This window comes from Massilia sp. BHUDP2 (genome assembly GCF_046236355.1).
GTDB lineage: Bacteria > Pseudomonadota > Gammaproteobacteria > Burkholderiales > Burkholderiaceae_D > Telluria > Telluria varians.
This window is the reverse complement of record NZ_JBJUVW010000001.1, coordinates 2,012,360-2,029,305: the sequence shown is the minus strand read 5'-3', so window position 1 is coordinate 2,029,305 and position 16,946 is coordinate 2,012,360. Positions and strand designations below refer to the sequence as shown.

Below are 16,946 nucleotides of genomic sequence, written 5' to 3'. Positions count from 1 at the left end.
GGCGATGTCTTCAAGGATGGGAGGCTGCGGCGCGTCGCCCTTGTGCCCAGACGAGCGCCAGGCCCATCGCCAGCATCGCGAAGTGCGCAGGCTCCGGCACCCCGGGCACCGGCGTCAGCAGCGTGGAGCCGTAGCAGAACACGCCTGCCCGGTCGCAGGAGTGGGCCAGGATCTGGCCACGATCGTTGATTTCGTCGGCCGAGACCAGCAACAGGTCGGCGTCGGGGTCGATGAGGGTGTTCGGGTCGATCAGTTCGCCATCGGCATACAGGAAGGGGCGACCGTCCGTGACGCCGACGACCTGGCCGCGGTTGTTGATGTCGTAGCCGAAGCTGTTCGCCGCCCAGGGCGTCAGGTTGGTGAAGGTGTCGCCATCCCACAGGAAAGCGTGGGTGCGGCCGTTGGCGCCCGTGACGGAGCCGGTCACCCAGCCGGCGTCGTTGATGGCCTGGCCGATCACCGGCTTTCCTCCGAAGAGCGGCAGCTCGGACAGGACCCCGTCGCTGTACACCGCCGTGCGCGGGACGTAGCCGTAGTCGTAATCGTAGTAGCCGACCAGCAGCTCGCCGCGCTCGTTCAAGTCGCCGGCCCCGCTGTTGTCGGGCTCCAGGACGTGCACCACGCCGTCCCTGAGTATGGCGGCGCGGAAGTCCGCGCTGCGGGCGGCGATCTCACCCCGGTTGTTGATGTCGCGCACATCCTGCAGGCCATAGCGGGTCGTCAGGTCCACCATCCGCCCGTCGGAATAGAAGAAAGAGTGAACTTCGCCCGTGGCCGTGGTCGAGATCCCGACCGCCTCGTCGAGGTCGTTCAGGGCGCGGACCTGCGTGACGTAGCCGCCGAGGCCGCCGACCGATTCCCCGAAAGGCCAGCGGATAATTCCGGCGCCCTGGTACGGGGTCTCGGGTCCGTAGCTGTTGACCGCGAAATGTCCCTGGTTGTTGAGCGCAAGCGCACGCGCATACTTGCTGCCCGCCGGCGACGTCGAGAAATATTCCGGGACCGCAGCGGCAATCGGCGCCAGCATGGCCAGCAGCGCCGCCAAGCCGGCGCGACACACGTGCCTGTTCATCCTCGCCCCCTGGCGGCGGTCTTCACGCCGCAGTCGAATCCATTCTGACATCGGCGGACCCTGGAGCGCCGCACGCGCCTGCGTGCCGCATCCAGTTCCATTCAGGGCACGATCGCCACCTTCAGCACGCCGTCGCGCTGGTTGGCGAACAGCTCATATGCTTCCTCGATACGCTCGAGGGGGAAGCGGTGCGTGACCAGCGGCCGCAAATCGACCCGGCCCGAGGCCACGATGTTCATCAGCCGCCGCATGCGGTGCTTGCCGCCCGGGCACAGCGTCGTGATCAGCTTGTGGTCGCCCAGGCCGGCGGCGAAGCCGTCGACCGGCAGCCCCAGCTTGCCTGAATACACACCCAGGCTCGACAGGGTGCCGCCGGGGCGCAGTGCGCGCAGGCAGCTTTCGAAGGTCTGCTGGGTGCCCAGGGCCTCGATCGTGACGTCCGCGCCCTGGCCGTCGGTGAGTTCGAGGATGGTCTGGACCGGATCGGTCTGCCGGTAATCGATGACATGGTCCGCGCCCAGCCGTTTGGCCATCTCGAGCCGCGCCGGCACGGTGTCGACCGCGATGATGCGGCTGGCGCCGCGCAGCCGCGCGCCGGCGGTGGCGCACAGGCCGATCGGTCCCTGGGCGAACACCGCCACCGTATCGCCGATGCGGATCGCGCCGTTCTCGGCACCGCCGAAGCCGGTGCTCATGATATCGGGGCACATCAGCACCTGCTCGTCGCTGAGCCCATCCGGGACCGGGGCCAGGTTCGCTGCCGCGAACGGCACCCGCACGTACTCGGCCTGGCAACCGTCGATGGTGTTGCCAAAGCGCCAGCCACCCATTGCACGCCCCCCGCACTGCGACTGGTGCGCTTCCAGGCAGGCGTGGCACTGGCCGCAGGGTGTGATCGCGCCGACCACGACACGTTGCCCGAGCGTATAGCCCTCGACACCCGCGCCGAGCTCGGCGATGACGCCAACGGGTTCGTGTCCAATGGTCAGACCGGGCTCGACCGGATACTCGCCTTTCAGGATATGCACGTCGGTCCCGCAAATGGTCGTCATCGTCACCTTGACGATGGCTTCGCCGGGCCCGGCCTGCGGCACCGGCTTGCGCTCGAGCGCGATCCGACCGGGGCCGGTAAATACTGCCGCTTTCATCGTTTCCATGGAAGCTCCTGTTGGTAGGAAGAGACGCTCAGCGCGCCATCAGCACGGCCATGGTCGCCTCCTGCAGCACCTTCCTGGTGACGCCGCCGAGGAACAGTTCGCGAAACTGCGAGTGTCCGTAGCATCCGATGACGAGCACATCGTAGGCCTCCTGGTTGGCCAGCGTGAGCAGGGCCTGCCCGCCATCGATATGGCGGTTGAAGGCAATGATCTCGGCCTGGACCTCGTGGCGCGCAAGGAAAGCGGTCAGGTCGGCCCTCTGCTGTGCGTCTTCCAGGTCGGTGTTGCCGGGCGAGCGGAAGGAAACGACCGTCACGCGCACCGCGCGCCGCATCAGCGGCACCGCGGCCAGCAGTGCGGCCGATGCTTCCTTGCTGCCATTCCAGGCGGCCAGGACATGCCGCCCCATGAAATGCGTCACCGGCGCGCAGGGAACGACCAGCACCGGGCGGGCGCAAGTGAAGGCCACGTACTCGGGAATACGCCCGACGGTTTCGGCCAGGGCCTCCGTCAGGTCGTCCTGGTTGACGACGACCAGGTCGGCAAAGCGTCCCATCCGCGCCAGGGCCTCGCTGGCGAGGTCGCAGACCAGGCGCTTCTCGAACGCGACGCCGGCCTCGCCGGCGAGCACGCCGAATCTGTCGAGCGCACGCGCTGCTGACTCGTTCAGGGGGCCGAAATAGCTGGCTTCGAGGCTGCCCGGCGCCGCAGGGTAGCCGTGCGGGAAGACCTCGCGCGAGACGCCGATGGCGGCGACGCCGATCAGGTGCGCCTCGTGCTCCGCAGCCAGCCTGGCCGCGAGCCGGATGCGCTGCGCGGCATGGCGCGACTCGTCGGCATGTACGAGAATGGTCCTGTAGCTCATCGGTCTTCTCCCGTTGGCAGTGACATCGGAAACTCGGCCTGGCGCTGGCGGCGTGCCGCCAGACGCGCCGCGGCGCGTCCCGCGAGCGGGACCGGAGCACGTCCCCGGCGCAGGGCCAGCACCGCGCCGCGCGCCGTGGCCAGCACGCGCAGGCCGCAGAAGCGGTGCAGCGACAGCAAATCCGGCAAGGCAGCCACGACCGCCCGGCCGACGCAAAGGTCGCCGGCTTCCACCAGGGGCACCGCGTGATGCAGGGCGTTGAGCAGCAGGGCATTGTCGCGGCGCTGCTCGTGCACCCCGGAGAACCCGGTCGCGTCCATCAGCGCCTCCTCGCGACGGAAGGCGGCTTCGACGGCAGCGCTCAGGTGCACGAACGCGGCAGGAAAACGTTCGTCGGACTCGCCCGCAACGGTGCGGACCTGCGCCAGCAGCAGCTTGCGCGCATGCGCCAGTGCGCGCACGATGGTGTGGGCGCCCGGCGCGGGCGCTGACGAGGCAAGCATGATGACACCTTCGATGTTGACCGGGGTAGAGGTGGCAGTCTCGCTCTTTCCCCCCTGCCCTGTATTTGATGCAGATCAAATGGGCTAAAATCGCTGCAAGGCCGCATGCGTTCGACGGTCAAAGAAGGGGTCATCCAGCCTCGACAGGCTTGGGGCGCTTGGCGGCAACCGGCAGGAGCATCCATGAGCATCCGCAACCTGAATCACCTGTTCGCGCCCGCGTCCGTGGCCGTGCTCGGCGCTTCCGACCGTGCGGGCAGCGTCGGCGCCACTGTGTGGAACAACCTCGTCGCCGGCGGTTTCCGCGGGCCGCTGTGGCCCGTGAACCGGCGCCATGCCCGGGTTGGCGGGCAGCAGGCATGGCGCAGCGTCGCCGACCTGCCGGCCGTACCGGAGCTGGCCGTGATCTGCACACCGGCCGCTACCGTACCCGGCCTGATACGCGAACTCGGCGCGGCCGGCTGCCGCGCCGTCATCGTCATCAGCGCCGGCCTGGACGCCCCCGCAACCGAAGGCGATCCGGGGCGAAGCTTGCGCCAGGCCATGCTCGACGCCGCCCGACCGTGGCTGCTGCGCATCCTCGGGCCGAACTGCGTCGGCCTGCTGGTGCCGGGCATCGGCCTGAACGCCAGCTTCGCGCCCGCCGCGGCGCTCCCCGGGCGGCTGGCCTTCGTGGCGCAGTCCGGCGCCCTGGTCACCGCCGTGCTCGACTGGGCGGCGGTCCGCCGCATCGGCTTTTCCTGTTTCGTCTCGCTGGGAGACGGCAGCGACATCGATTTCGGCGACCTGCTCGACTGGCTGGCCGGCGATGCGGGCACCGATGCCATCCTGCTGTACGCCGAGAGCGTGCGCCAGGCCCGCAAGTTCATGAGCGCGGCGCGCGGAGCGGCGCGCGCCAAGCCCACCCTGATCGTCAAGTCGGGCCGCGGCGCCGACGCGGCGCGCGCCGCCTTCAGTCATACCGGCGCGCTGGCCGGATCCGACCTGGTATACGACGCAGCCATCCGCCGCGCCGGCATGCTGAGGGTCTACACGACGGCCGAGCTGTTCGACGCGGTCGCGACCCTGGCCCGCACCCGGCCTCCACGTGGCGAACGGCTGGCCATCCTCACCAACGGCGGCGGGCCGGGCGTGATGGCGACCGACGCCCTGCTGGACGAGGGCGGCGTGCCGGCCCGGCTCGCACCAGATACCGTGGCACGCCTGGACGAAGGCCTGCCCCCGCTGTGGTCGCACGGCAACCCGGTCGACATCGTCGGCGATGCCCCTGCCGAACGATATCGCCACGCGCTGTCCGCGCTGCTGGATGCGCCAGAGGTCGACGGGGTGCTGCTGATCCATGCGCCGACCGCCATCGTGTCTAGCAGCGAGATCGCCGCCGCCGTGCTGCCGCTCATCAACGGCAGCCGCCGTCCGGTGCTGTGCTGCTGGCTGGGCGGGCCGAGCGTGGCCGGTGCGCGCCACCTGTGCATCGAGGCGGGCGTGCCTGTGTTCGACACGCCGGAGGAAGCGGTCAAGGGCTTCCAGCAACTGGTCGACTACCGGCGCAACAGCGAAGTCCTGGTGCAGGCGCCGGGCCCGGGGGGGCTGACGGTACCGGACCGCGATGCGGCAAGGTCCCAGGTCGAGGCCCTGCTGGCCGGTGGAGCAAGGGAGATCGGCGAGACCGACACCAAACGCCTGCTGGCTGCGTACGGCATTCTCGTGGTGCCCACGGAGAGCGTCGCGGACCGGGACGCTGCGCTGGCGGCGGCGCGCCGCATCGGCTTTCCCGTCGCGCTCAAGATCCAGTCCCCGGACCTGGCGCATAAGACCGAGGTCGGCGGCGTCGTCCTGGACCTGGACGACGAAGACGCCTTGTCCGCGGCGCTCGATGCGATGCTCCTGCGTGTAGCCGGCCTGCGCCCGCAGGCGCGGCTGGCCGGCTTTACGGTGCAGGCCATGGCGCGCAGGCCGCAGGCCTTGGAACTGATCGTCGGCATCACCACCGATCCGGTATTCGGTCCGGTGGTGTTGTTCGGCCATGGCGGCATCGCGGTCGAGGTCACGGCCGACCAGGCGGTCGGGCTGCCGCCGCTGAACCGGGTACTGGCCGCCGACCTCGTCAAGCGCACCCGGGTGGCGCGGCTGCTGGCCGGCTACCGCAACCTGCCCCCGGCCGACCTGGACGCCCTGTGCGACGTGCTGGTGCGCGTCGGACAGATGGCGGCCGACCTGCCCGAGCTCGTCGAGCTCGACATCAATCCACTGCTGGCGGACGCCGGCGGCGTGGTGGCGCTCGACGCCCGCATGCGGCTGGAACCGGTGCCGCCGGGCCGCGACGGCCATGCACGGCTGGCGATCCTGCCCTACCCGGAACACCTCGAACGCCAGGTCACCAGCAGCATCGGGCCGCTGACGATCCGCCCGATCCGGCCCGAGGACGCGGCTGCGCATGTGGACTTCTTCAAGGCCTTGAGCCCCGAGGACGTGCACATGCGCATGTTCGGCATGATGCGCGAACTCTCGCCGCAACAGCTGGCGCGCTTCACGCAGATCGACTACGCACGCGAAATGGCCTTGATCGCCACCCGCGCCGGGCCGGCCGGCAGCGAGACGCTGGGCGTGGCGCGCGTCGTATTCGACCCGGACGACCTGCGCGGCGAATTCGCCGTGACAGTGCGATCGGACCTGCAAGGATGCGGGCTGGGGCTGATCCTGTTGTCCAGCCTGCTCGATTACTGCGACGCGCGCGGCGTGCCGCTCCTCGAAGGCCTCGCGCTCCCGGAAAACACGCGGATGCACAGGCTTGCCGCCGGCCTCGGCTTCGCGCTGGAGGGCGCCGCCGACGGCATGGTGCGCATGCGGCGGCCTCGTGAGCACGGGCATCCTTCGCCCTCCCCGCGGGAACACCCGCTATCGGAGAACGTGGGCGCGGACTCCCGCTGCCCCACGCTGCACCGGCGCCCCTAGTCGGGATCCCTGGCTGGCCAGGCCCTCGCCAGCGCCTGCGCATACGCCGGGGCCCGGACGTCGCCAGCCACCGGGCGCAGCACCATCACCGGGACCGGCGCATAGGCGAGCACCGCCTGCGTGACGCTGCCGGCCAGCAAGCGGCTGATCCCGCGCCGCCCGTGCGATCCCATCGCGATCAGGTCGCAACCGTGCTGGCGCGCCGCGTCGGCGATCGCCTCGGCCACGTCGAGCGCATTGGTCGTCACTTTCGTGCAAGGCACGCCGGCCGCTTGTGCGCGCGCGGCGATGGCATCGACATAGTGGGTGGCATGCTCCAGCAGCACGTCGGCCCGCGCGCCCGGATCGTAGGTCATCGAACCTTCGAGCGCCTGCAGGACCGGCTCGGGAAGGGCGACGCACAGCGCGACGATCTCGCTGCCGCACGCACGCGCAAGATCGATGGCGGTGTCGGCGGCCGCCTCGGCGACCGCCGAGCCGTCGGTCGGCACCAGGATGCGTTTGTACATGAATGCCATTCTCCCGCGCGCCTAGCGGTGCACCAGCACCGGAATCAGGCTGTGGACCAGCACTTTCTGTGTTTCGCTGCCCAGCAGCAGTCCCTTGATGCCCTTGTGCCCATGCGATGCCATCACGATCAGGTCGCAGAGCCGTTCGCGCGCCGTGGCGATAATGGCTTCGTACGGCTCGTCGGAGACGACTTGCACGCAGCTGCAGGGCACACCCGCATCGCGCGCCAGCGCCGCCACCTCGTCCAGGAGGCGCTGCCCGTGCGCCCTGCTGGATGCGAGATACTGGTCGCGGGTTTGCTCCATCATCTCGGCATTGGCGGTGAAGGTATGGAATTCGGGCGTGGCGGTCATGCCGACCACCTCGGCGCCCAGACTCTTGGCGAAGTCGACGCCGGCCCGGATAGCACGCTGGGATGCCTCCGAACCGTCGGTCGGGAGCAGGATACGCTGGTACATGGCAACCTCCATCACTAAGCCCTACAGGTCTGTACCGGTCAGGACATTCGGCACCAATCAGGCGCTTGCCGTTTGAGAGAATCGGTGCCAGTCTGCTCTCCCGGGCTCGCAGTTTCTTTGACGCAGATCAAGAACTTCCGGGTTCAGTACTGCGGCGCTATCGATCCTTCCTACGCGCAGATCGTCCGGCACTGGTACTGCGGAACGCGCTCGCCATATCGGACAATGGCGCGATCGTGGCGCAGGCGCTGTCGAGCTTTTCCGCCGCCTTCAAGGAAGCCAAGCTGGGTGACATCCACAAGGCGACGTGGACATGGGGCGATGGAAGCAAGGATGCCGCTGTCGTAAGCGAGCGCAATGGCGCGGGGAATGCGAGCGGCTAGCATGCCTATAGCGCGCCAGGGAGATACCTCGTCAGCTTGACCGTCACCGACAGTCGTGGCGCAAGCACGACGGTACATCGACAGCTCACCATCCGACGCGCCGGGCCGCATGTGGCCGGCGAAGACGACTAAGATGCTTCAACGGGGCCGGACGTCCTCCTTGAGGGCGGCCAGCGCCATCTTTTCCACCAGGCCGGGCGCGATCAGCTTGAGGAAGCGCCCGAGCCTGCCCTTGGCCGTCATGACAACTTCGCGCCGGCGCGCCTCCATCCCGTCGATGATGAGGCGCGCGCATTCTTCCACGCTCATCGCGCCCTCCTCATTCAATGCGCTCGCGCCCATCGGCTCGCCTTGCGCATTGAAGCCGCGGTAGCGGATCCTGGTCGCCACCACGCCCGGATAGGCGGTGGTCACGGACACGCCATGGCCCTTGACTTCGGCGCGCAGCGCTTCAAAGAAGCCGGTCATGGCGAACTTGGTGGCGCTGTAGGCGGTGCGCCCCGGCACGCCGACCAGGCCGGCCAGCGAGGACACCGCAACGATGCGGCCCCTCGAGGCCTTCAGCGCCGGCAGCGCGGCCTGGGTGCACCAGACCGCGCCCCACAGGTTCACGCGCATCAGCTCCTCGTACCAGGACAGGTCCTCGACTTCCTCGAACAGCGCATGGGCCGAGCGGCCGGCGTTGTTGACCAGGACGTCGATGCGCCCGAAGTGCTCGACGGCGCTGACCACCAGCCGCCGGCACTGGATCTGCACGCCGACGTCGGTCAGCACCACCAGCGTCTGCGCGCCCAGCGCGGCGCATTCTCCCGCCACCGTGTCGAGCTGGGCCGCGTTTCGCGCCGCCAGCACCAAGGCCACGCTCGCGCCTTCTTTTGCCGCCAGCTGGCGCGCGATCTCGGCGCCGATGCCATCCGAGGCGCCGGTGATGACCACCACGCGCGTCATCGGAGGATGTCCGGTTGCTGCGACTTCACGATCTGCAGCGCGCTGGCGATCACGCTGCTCATGTCGCCCATGTTAGCCGGGACGATCAGCGAATTGTTGGTCTTCGCGAGCTTGCCGAAGGCGTCGACGTAGTGCTCGGCCACGCGCAGGTTGACCGCGTCCATGCCGCCCGGTTCGCGGATCGCGGCGCCCACCTGGCGCAGCGCGGCGGCGCTCGCTTCGGCGAGGGCGACGATGGCGCTGGCTTCGCCCTGGGCGCGGTTGATCGCGGCCTGGCGCTCGCCCTCGGAACGGGCAATCGCCGCTTCGCGCTCGCCGCTGGCGATGTTGATCTGTTCCTGGCGGCGGCCTTCGGAGGCGGCGATCAGGGCGCGCTTCTCGCGCTCGGCGGTGATCTGGCGCTGCATCGCGTGCAGGATCTCGGCCGGCGGGGTCAGGTCCTTGATCTCGTAGCGCAGCACCTTGACGCCCCAGTTGGCCGCCGACTCGTCGATCGCGTTGACGATGGTGGTGTTGATGTGATCGCGCTCTTCAAAAGTCTTGTCGAGCTCCATCTTGCCGATCACGGAGCGCAGCGTGGTCTGGGCCAGCTGGGTGATGGCCTGGATGTAGTTCGAGGAGCCGTAGGAGGCGCGCATGGCGTCGGTCACCTGGAAGTACAGGATGCCGTCGACCTGCAGCTGGGTGTTGTCCTTGGTGATGCAGACCTGCGGCGGCACGTCCAGCGGAATCTCCTTGAGGCTGTGCTTGTAGGCGATGCGGTCGATGAAGGGCACCACGATGTTCAGGCCGGGCGCCAGCACGGCGTGGAACTTGCCGAGGCGTTCGACCACCACCGCGTGCTGCTGCGGCACCACGTTGATGGTCTTGAAGATGAATACCAGCGCAATGATGAAGAACACCAGCGCCACAGTGCCGAACGTGAATTCCATGAGCATCCCTTATAGATGAGTATAAATTATTAGTTGGTCTTATGAATTAGCGAGGATCAGGCGACTGCCACGCACTTCGACGATGCGGTAATCCCCTGCTTCAGGCTGCGCGCCGGGGCCGAGTTCGACGTCCCACAGCGCGCCACGGTACATTACGCGGGCGCGGCCATCCACCCAATGCGCTACGGCGACGCGCTGCCCGATGTCGAGGTTGACGTTGCGGTCGCGTGTCGCTTCAAGCTTGGCCGGCTTGCCGAAGCGGCTGCGGTGCAGGAGCGCGGTTGCGGCCAGGCCGACCAATGCGGCCGCCAGGGTCTGCATCGGGCCGCTGGCGCCCGCCAGGGCGGCCAGCGCGCCGGCGCTCAGGCCGATCGCGATCATCAAGAGATAAAAGGTGCCGGTGAACAGTTCGGCGATCACGAGGATGCCGGCCACTACCAGCCAGCTCATCCAGTCCGTCATTGGCGTGTCTCCTTGAAGTGGTGGATCAGAAAAGTAAAAAACCCCCGCGGCCTGCGACAGGCGGCGAGGGCTCAACGATGTCGATGCGCTTGATTATTGTGTGCTTTCTAGCAAAGAGTTATCAATGCCAGTGTAGCAGGTCTGTCCTGGAAAGGAAGCTTCCCGCCCGAGCTTTATCGCCTGCGCATAAGACTGCCTTCGACCTCACGAACGAGCGCATCCAGCGCCCCTTATGCGATGCTTAAACCGGCGCCGCGACCCACGGCGTCCGTCAACTCCGCATCCGGTCCGGCGTTAAGACGGTGAGCGACTTGCTCACCCCTGAACAGAACCGGAGATAGCCATGAAATCGACATTCAAGTTCGCAAGCGCCATGCTGCTGATGGCGTCCAGCGCCGCGTTCGCGGCTCCCCAGACCACCGCGCATCCGGCCGCCCAGCCCACCGCCGCCGCCCATGCGACGGCCCCGGCCCCGGCGACAGCCAAGGCCGACATGAAGGCCGAAAAGCAGCGGATCGCGGCCGATGAAAAAGCCGCGCTGGCATCGTGCAAGACCATGAAGGGCGCGGAAAAATCGGCATGCAAGAAGGACGCGATCGCCAAGGCCTCGGCTGCCCGCGCCCACCTGAAGGCCGGCAAGCACGCCTGAGCGGGCGTGTGGCCAGCCCGTGCGAAGGCAGCGGAATGAAAAAACCCCACTGCCTGCGCGGCGAGCGGGGTTGTGGCTACTGCCCTGGCCTGCTTACTTCGCGGCCAGCTTCTGCCAGGTCTCGATCACCGAGTCCGGATTGAGCGACATCGACTCGATGCCCTCGCCCACCAGCCACTCGGCGAAGTCCGGGTTATCCGACGGCCCCTGGCCGCAGATGCCGATGTACTTGCCCTGGGCGCGGCAGGCCTTGATGGCGAGGCTCAGCATGGCTTTCACGGCCGGGTCGCGCTCGTCGAAGTCCTTGGCCAGCAGCTCCATGCCGGAGTCGCGGTCCAGGCCCAGGGTGAGCTGGGTCAGGTCGTTCGAGCCGATCGAGAAGCCGTCGAAATACTGCAGGAACTGTTCGGCCAGGATGGCGTTGGACGGCACTTCGCACATCATGATGACGCGCAGGCCGTTCTCGCCGCGCTTCAGGCCATACTTGGCCAGCAGCTCGATGACCTTCTCGGCCTGGCCCAGGGTGCGCACGAACGGGATCATGATCTCGACGTTGGTCAGGCCCATGTCTTCGCGCACGCGCTTCATGGCCATGCATTCCATCTCGAAGGACTCGGCGAAGTCCTCGGCCAGATAGCGCGCGGCGCCGCGGAAGCCCAGCATCGGGTTCTCTTCGTCCGGCTCGTAGCGCGAACCGCCGATCAGCTTCTTGTACTCGTTCGATTTGAAGTCGGACAGGCGCACGATCACCGGCTTGGGCCAGAAGGCCGCGGCGATGGTCGCAACACCCTCCGCCAGCTTGTCGACATAGAAGGCGCGCGGCGAGGCGTGGCCGCGCGCCACCGATTCGACCGCCTTTTTCAGGTCGACGTCGATGTTCGGGTACTCGAGGATGGCCTTCGGGTGCACGCCGATGTTGTTGTTGATGATGAACTCGAGGCGCGCGAGGCCGACGCCGCCGTTCGGCACCGACTGGAAGTCGAAGGCCAGCTGCGGGTTGCCGACGTTGAGCATGATCTTGGTCGGGATCGGCGGCAGCTCGCCGCGCGAGACTTCGGTAATCTCGGTTTCCAGCAGGCCGTCGTAGATCTTGCCCTCGTCGCCTTCGGCGCACGAGACGGTGACAAAGGTGCCGTCCTTCAGCGCCTCGGTGGCGTCGCCGCAGCCGACCACGGCCGGCACGCCCAGCTCGCGCGCGATGATCGCCGCGTGGCAGGTACGCCCGCCGCGGTTGGTGACGATGGCCGAGGCGCGCTTCATGACCGGTTCCCAGTTCGGGTCGGTCATGTCGGCCACCAGGACGTCGCCCGGCTGCACGCGTTCCATCTCGCTCGGGTCGTGGATCACGCGCACCGGACCGGCGCCGATCTTCTGGCCGATCGCACGGCCGCTCGTCAAGACGGTGCCGGTGCCCTTCAGGCTGAAGCGCTGCTGGGCGTCGGTGGCCTTCTGCTGCGACTTCACGGTCTCGGGACGCGCCTGCAGGATGTACAGCTTGCCGTCACGGCCATCCTTGCCCCACTCGATGTCCATCGGACGGCCGTAGTGGTTCTCGATGATGACGGCGTACTTGGCCAGCTCGACCACTTCGGCATCGGTCAGCGAATAGCGGTTGCGCATCTCGATCGGCACGTCGACGGTGCGCACCGAGCGGCCGGCCTTGGCTTCGCTGGTGAACTCCATCTTGATGAGCTTCGAGCCGATGTTGCGGCGGATGACCGGCAGCTTGCCCTGGGCCAGCATCGGCTTGTGGACATAGAACTCATCCGGATTCACGGCGCCCTGCACCACCGTCTCGCCCAGGCCGTAGCTCGAGGTGACGAAGACCACGTCCTTGAAGCCGGATTCGGTATCGATGGTGAACATCACGCCTGCCGCGCCCGTGTCCGAACGGACCATGCGCTGCACGCCGGCCGACAGCGCGACTTCGGCGTGGGTGAAGCCCTTGTGGACGCGGTAGGAGATCGCGCGGTCGTTGTAGAGGGAGGCGAAGACATGCTTCATGGCTTCGAGCACGTTGTCGATGCCGACCACGTTCAGGAAGGTCTCCTGCTGGCCCGCGAAGGACGCGTCCGGCAAGTCTTCGGCGGTGGCCGAGGAACGCACGGCGAAGGAGACTTCGGTATCGGAATCGGCGACCAGGCGCTCGTAGAAGGCGCGGATTTCCTGCTCCAGGCGCGGCTGGAACGGGGTATCGACGATCCACTGGCGGATCTCGGCGCCGGCGCTGGCCAGGGCACGGACGTCGTCGATGTCCAGGCCTTCCAGGCGCGTGGCGATGCGTTGCGCCAGTGACGGGCCACCGTCGCTGTGCTCGAGGAAGTCGCGGAAGGCGTCGGCCGTGGTGGCGAAGCCGCCCGGCACGCGCACGCCGGCGCTGGCCAGCTGCGAGATCATCTCGCCCAGCGAGGCGTTCTTGCCGCCGACCGACTCGACGTCGGTCATGCGCAGGTTCTCGAACGATGCTACATAGACCCGTGATGCTTGCTCAGGCTCCTTCAATGCTGCTACAGACAGGTTAGTCATGGTGATGCACCCTTACTTGAGATAGAAACCTTGTGGCTGCCTAAAGCGCCTAACAAAACCTCCATGGCTGCGTTTCACCGTCTCGCCGTACAGGCGTACTGTCTTCGACGGTGCGCCTTGCCCTGAAGGTTTTGTTAGACGCTTTGGTGCATCGTGCGGGACGACGGGGTGTTCTTGTTATTCTGGCCGTCGTGCAGCACAATGCAGAACCGTTGCCGAGCATTTTACCGCGTGAGCGGCAAACCTCGCTGCAACTTTGTCAGAATGACTTAGTATTTCGACACCATGATCGTAGAAACCACCGCTTCGCCCACCCCGGGTTCCGCCCCTTCCTCGCGCACCGTCTTCTTCGTCTCGGACGGGACCGGCATCACGGCGGAGACCTTCGGCCACGCAGTGCTGAGCCAGTTCGAGATGCGTTTCCGCCAGATTCGCCTGCCCTTCATCGACTCGGTCGAGAAGGCCCACGAGGCCGCGCGCCGCATCAACGACAGCTTCGCGCGCGACGGCCAGCGGCCGATCGTGTTCTCGACCCTGGTGAAGCATGACCTGTCGAGCATCATCCGGGCCGCGCGCGGCATGCACATGGACCTGTTCCAGACCTTCGTGTCGCCGCTCGAGCAGGAACTGGGCGTCAAGTCGACGCACACGATCGGACGCATCCACAATGCAGTGGACACCGAGGAGTACAAGAACAGGATCGAAGCGATCAACTTTTCGCTGGCCCATGACGACGGTCAGTCGCACAAGAACCTGGCCGAGGCGGATGTGATCCTGGTCGGGGTGTCGCGCTCGGGCAAGACGCCGACCAGCCTCTACCTGGCGATGCAATATGGCCTGAAGGCAGCGAACTACCCGCTGATCCCCGACGACTTCGAGCGCGGCAAGTTGCCCTCTTCGCTGCCGCCGTTCAAGGCCAAGCTGTTCGGGCTGACCATCACCCCGGAACGCCTCTCGCAGATCCGCAACGAACGCCGCGCCGGCAGCAAGTATGCGTCGATCGAGAATTGCCGCTATGAAGTGAACGAGGCGGAAGCGATGATGCGCCGCGAGGGTATCCGCTGGCTGTCCTCGACCACCAAATCGATCGAGGAAATCGCTACGACCATTCTGCAAGAGATCAAGCCGGACCGGCGCGAGTATTAAAGGTCTGGGAAAACGGTGGAGCCAAGCCAAGGTGACGTCCGCTTCTGGCCGTTCTCGATCATTTAATGGAAGCCAGTCCTTCCGTCCAATACGGGACTCAATTGTCAGTCAACGCGGTCGGCGGCGTTTGACAATCCAGCCAACTAGCGTCAGGGCGCCGAAATAGATAGCGATGTTAGCCAACAGTGCACCGATGTATAACTTGTCTTCGATGAACGCGAGCTTTCCCTCGACGGAAATGCCTGGCTGATCATACAGATACCCGATGGGGAACCCGCCCTTTAGTGCAGGCTTATAGCAAGGCTCGAAGCGTGGAGCTCCACAAAGATTTCCATGCTGGACCTGCTCCGGACCGACGCGTTCAACACTGACCGAGAGTAGTGCAAGCGTAGTTGCTGCGGCTAACGCAAGGCTAGTAAAGGTAAGTCGCGAAAGAGTTCTTTTCATCTTTCGAGCCGCCTGTTCAGTAAGTTCAATGGTCTGCTAATAGTAGGCAGACGACCTACCTGGTCAGTCTGCTTGCGACCCAGAGCGGACCGTGACAACGGGCGGACGATCAGCTCTTTGTGCTTTCAAGCGGAGGCCAGCAATGCACGGCGCCACCGGTCTCCCCCATTGCACGGCGCCAAACCTCTTCGGGAAAATAGCCGCGCTCCGTCAACGCTCCAAAGAAATCAGAGCGGCCCTTGGCCTCGCTCGGCACTACAACGGGTATCTCTCGTCCGTGGAGTTGGATGATGATCGAGTCTGAAGAGTACAGGCCTTCATCCTTGAAACAAACGCGCGAGATGTCGTCCCACAGGAATTCTTGATTCCAAGCAGGATCAAGTCTCCCAATGACGAGCACCTTGACTCGTGCGTCATCAAACTCAACGGCCAGTATTTCACGCGACGGCTTTGGTCGTCTAGAAAGAAACCATGCCTGAATGCTCTGCAGACTGAACATGTCTTTCCTCAGATACGGGTGTTACGGCTCTTGGCAGAACCCGGCTGTTGAGCTCAGCATAGCAGGTTGCCAAGCACGGAAAATCGCCAACTGTTACGAAGGACCATACCGACCCATTACAGACATATGATCATTGTGCTAGTCGAGGAGCTCGATACCGTTCACTGCACACCTTTTTCAGCTCAAAATCGTCACCAAATCGGTATGCAGTCACAACGCCGTAGAACTTGGTAACGAGGAGCGGCTCGCCGATCGCTTTGAGCGTTATCCCGACATCGCCACAGTTTCCTGCTTCAGCGGATAGGCCTTCCAGTGAAGGACTATCAATTAAGCGGTAACTGTCTTTTTGGTACAGAAAATACGTATCGCGCACGCAGTAGGCATTTCCTACGAACCTCTCTACGCGGACAATCTTTCCGCCTTTACTCGGTATATCCACTTCGAATACTCGCCCTGTATAGTCGGCGTATTCCAGCAAAACGCTCTTCACCTGCTCAGGATTATTTGCGCTCTTCCATATATTTTCTGCTGCGACCCCTCCACGATCTAAACAGTCTTGATCGCCAGGAAAACATAATTCTCGCTCCTGTGGCTTAGCGTGCAATGGACTGCCGGCTTCATCCGCAACAGCATCTTGAACCAACGGCTTGCACGACACAACTTGGTCAGCCTGTGCAAAAGTTGAAGCGCATGCCGTCGCAAGGCACAGCGCCAGAGTAGCTTTTACTAGCATGTCTGTCATAAATTCGAGATGTGGATCGTCCGCTGTTGGCCGATTGCCGTCCTTTGGCCGAGCCGCTCCGTTGCAGTCGTGCACGCGGGGGGGACGATAACGTCCCTTGTCGAGCTCAGGAAGTTCACCTTATCGCCGGCTGGCCGCACAGCCAAGCGAGGTGCCATCGATACTCCCGAGTGCGCTTCGCTCCCGGAGTTCATCCAGGACTGAATTGGGCAGTTGCGAAACCTTGTCAAACGCTGACGAAAAACATTGTGGCTCTGCATCTTTGATTCGACCACGGTCGTTATCAAAGACAATAAACAAGGCCGCACCGTCAGCGACACGAACTGTCGCCGCATAATTCTTGTCCGGACAGAAATGTGGCTTACATGCGCTGACAACCAGATATCCGTCTACAAGTGCATTTGGTGTTTCGACGACTAGCTCATTCATCATCGCCCGTCGCCAATCCCGCGGAACCGCTGTGGCCAGAGCCTCTTGCACGACAGGAACTGTAAAGAACTTGGGTCCGCCATACTTGCCCTTCTCCGAAACATAACGTTTATCCAGTTGGGACAAGTGGTCCCTTGGAGCAGCTGCGTGGGCTGAAGTGATGCCAGCGACAACTGCGAAGATGGAAATCAATTTGACGTGCATAAAAGATAGCCTGCGCTGCTGGTTGAGTACGCTATGGTCAATCTTACTCGCTTGAAGAGGAA

General features: G+C 65.2%; 17 protein-coding genes and 1 pseudogene. 5 read left to right on the top strand and 13 right to left on the bottom strand.

Annotation, left to right across the window (positions count from 1 at the left end; translation table 11 throughout):
- Positions 1-10: 10 nt before the first annotated feature.
- The 4 genes from ACK6C6_RS09255 to ACK6C6_RS09240 all read right to left on the bottom strand — a co-directional run bounded on the left by ACK6C6_RS09255 (position 11) and on the right by ACK6C6_RS09240 (position 3,597).
- The gene (locus tag ACK6C6_RS09255; RefSeq protein WP_409267039.1) at positions 11-1,072 is read right to left on the bottom strand and encodes a hypothetical protein; all 1,062 of its coding nucleotides are present in this window, start codon (positions 1,070-1,072) and stop codon (positions 11-13) included.
- 101 nt (positions 1,073-1,173) lie between these two features.
- Positions 1,174-2,229, bottom strand: a complete 1,056-nt coding sequence (locus tag ACK6C6_RS09250) for an NAD(P)-dependent alcohol dehydrogenase (RefSeq protein WP_409267037.1) — start codon at positions 2,227-2,229, stop codon at positions 1,174-1,176.
- 28 nt (positions 2,230-2,257) lie between these two features.
- On the bottom strand, positions 2,258-3,094 hold the full coding sequence (locus ACK6C6_RS09245; RefSeq protein ID WP_209586397.1) for a universal stress protein: 837 nt from the start codon (positions 3,092-3,094) through the stop codon (positions 2,258-2,260).
- Complete coding sequence (locus ACK6C6_RS09240; protein WP_209586396.1) at positions 3,091-3,597, bottom strand: hypothetical protein; 507 nt, start codon at positions 3,595-3,597, stop codon at positions 3,091-3,093. Before ACK6C6_RS09240 ends, ACK6C6_RS09245 begins: the two co-directional genes overlap by 4 nt.
- 183 nt (positions 3,598-3,780) lie before the next feature.
- Between ACK6C6_RS09240 and ACK6C6_RS09235 the strand changes: the two genes are divergently transcribed.
- The gene (locus ACK6C6_RS09235; RefSeq protein ID WP_409267035.1) at positions 3,781-6,549 is read left to right on the top strand and encodes a bifunctional acetate--CoA ligase family protein/GNAT family N-acetyltransferase; all 2,769 of its coding nucleotides are present in this window, start codon (positions 3,781-3,783) and stop codon (positions 6,547-6,549) included.
- Here ACK6C6_RS09235 and ACK6C6_RS09230 read toward each other — a convergent pair.
- Both ACK6C6_RS09230 and ACK6C6_RS09225 read right to left on the bottom strand, forming a co-directional pair.
- Entirely contained in the window at positions 6,546-7,067 is a 522-nt protein-coding gene (locus ACK6C6_RS09230) for a universal stress protein (RefSeq protein WP_409267033.1), read from the bottom strand. The genes ACK6C6_RS09235 and ACK6C6_RS09230 overlap by 4 nt on opposite strands.
- A gap of 12 nt (positions 7,068-7,079) precedes the next feature.
- On the bottom strand, positions 7,080-7,517 hold the full coding sequence (locus ACK6C6_RS09225) for a universal stress protein (protein WP_209586393.1): 438 nt from the start codon (positions 7,515-7,517) through the stop codon (positions 7,080-7,082).
- Positions 7,518-7,753: 236 nt separating this feature from the next.
- Between ACK6C6_RS09225 and ACK6C6_RS09220 the strand changes: the two genes are divergently transcribed.
- Both ACK6C6_RS09220 and ACK6C6_RS09215 read left to right on the top strand, forming a co-directional pair.
- Positions 7,754-7,900: a hypothetical protein gene (locus ACK6C6_RS09220; protein ID WP_409267031.1), complete on the top strand. Its 147-nt coding sequence runs from the start codon at positions 7,754-7,756 to the stop codon at positions 7,898-7,900.
- 12 nt (positions 7,901-7,912) lie between these two features.
- Positions 7,913-8,032, top strand: a pseudogene (locus ACK6C6_RS09215) (hypothetical protein); the annotation flags it as partial.
- 6 nt (positions 8,033-8,038) lie between these two features.
- Here ACK6C6_RS09215 and ACK6C6_RS09210 read toward each other — a convergent pair.
- Genes ACK6C6_RS09210 through ACK6C6_RS09200 form a run of 3 tightly spaced genes read right to left on the bottom strand, consistent with a single transcriptional unit; the run spans position 8,039 to position 10,242 of the window.
- Entirely contained in the window at positions 8,039-8,848 is an 810-nt protein-coding gene (locus tag ACK6C6_RS09210; protein ID WP_409267029.1) for an SDR family oxidoreductase, read from the bottom strand.
- Positions 8,845-9,780 (bottom strand): SPFH domain-containing protein, encoded by a 936-nt coding sequence (locus ACK6C6_RS09205; protein WP_409267028.1) that lies wholly within the window; start codon positions 9,778-9,780, stop codon positions 8,845-8,847. The genes ACK6C6_RS09210 and ACK6C6_RS09205 overlap by 4 nt, the downstream gene beginning before the upstream one ends.
- 39 nt (positions 9,781-9,819) lie before the next feature.
- Positions 9,820-10,242, bottom strand: a complete 423-nt coding sequence (locus tag ACK6C6_RS09200) for an NfeD family protein (RefSeq protein WP_409267026.1) — start codon at positions 10,240-10,242, stop codon at positions 9,820-9,822.
- Between the two features lie 343 nt (positions 10,243-10,585).
- Between ACK6C6_RS09200 and ACK6C6_RS09195 the strand changes: the two genes are divergently transcribed.
- On the top strand, positions 10,586-10,891 hold the full coding sequence (locus ACK6C6_RS09195) for a hypothetical protein (protein ID WP_409267024.1): 306 nt from the start codon (positions 10,586-10,588) through the stop codon (positions 10,889-10,891).
- Positions 10,892-10,984: 93 nt separating this feature from the next.
- On the opposite strand, the gene ppsA is transcribed toward ACK6C6_RS09195, so the two are convergent.
- A complete protein-coding gene (gene ppsA, locus ACK6C6_RS09190) occupies positions 10,985-13,417 on the bottom strand; it encodes a phosphoenolpyruvate synthase (protein ID WP_409267022.1) in 2,433 nt (810 codons plus the stop codon).
- 285 nt (positions 13,418-13,702) lie between these two features.
- Between ppsA and ACK6C6_RS09185 the strand changes: the two genes are divergently transcribed.
- The gene (locus tag ACK6C6_RS09185) at positions 13,703-14,563 is read left to right on the top strand and encodes a pyruvate, water dikinase regulatory protein (protein ID WP_209586386.1); all 861 of its coding nucleotides are present in this window, start codon (positions 13,703-13,705) and stop codon (positions 14,561-14,563) included.
- Between the two features lie 556 nt (positions 14,564-15,119).
- On the opposite strand, the gene ACK6C6_RS09180 is transcribed toward ACK6C6_RS09185, so the two are convergent.
- From ACK6C6_RS09180 to ACK6C6_RS09170, 3 genes are all read right to left on the bottom strand, one after another.
- Positions 15,120-15,509 (bottom strand): hypothetical protein, encoded by a 390-nt coding sequence (locus tag ACK6C6_RS09180; RefSeq protein ID WP_409267020.1) that lies wholly within the window; start codon positions 15,507-15,509, stop codon positions 15,120-15,122.
- Positions 15,510-15,639: 130 nt separating this feature from the next.
- The gene (locus ACK6C6_RS09175; protein WP_409267018.1) at positions 15,640-16,242 is read right to left on the bottom strand and encodes a hypothetical protein; all 603 of its coding nucleotides are present in this window, start codon (positions 16,240-16,242) and stop codon (positions 15,640-15,642) included.
- Positions 16,243-16,371: 129 nt separating this feature from the next.
- Complete coding sequence (locus tag ACK6C6_RS09170) at positions 16,372-16,884, bottom strand: hypothetical protein (protein WP_409267016.1); 513 nt, start codon at positions 16,882-16,884, stop codon at positions 16,372-16,374.
- Positions 16,885-16,946: the final 62 nt, after the last annotated feature.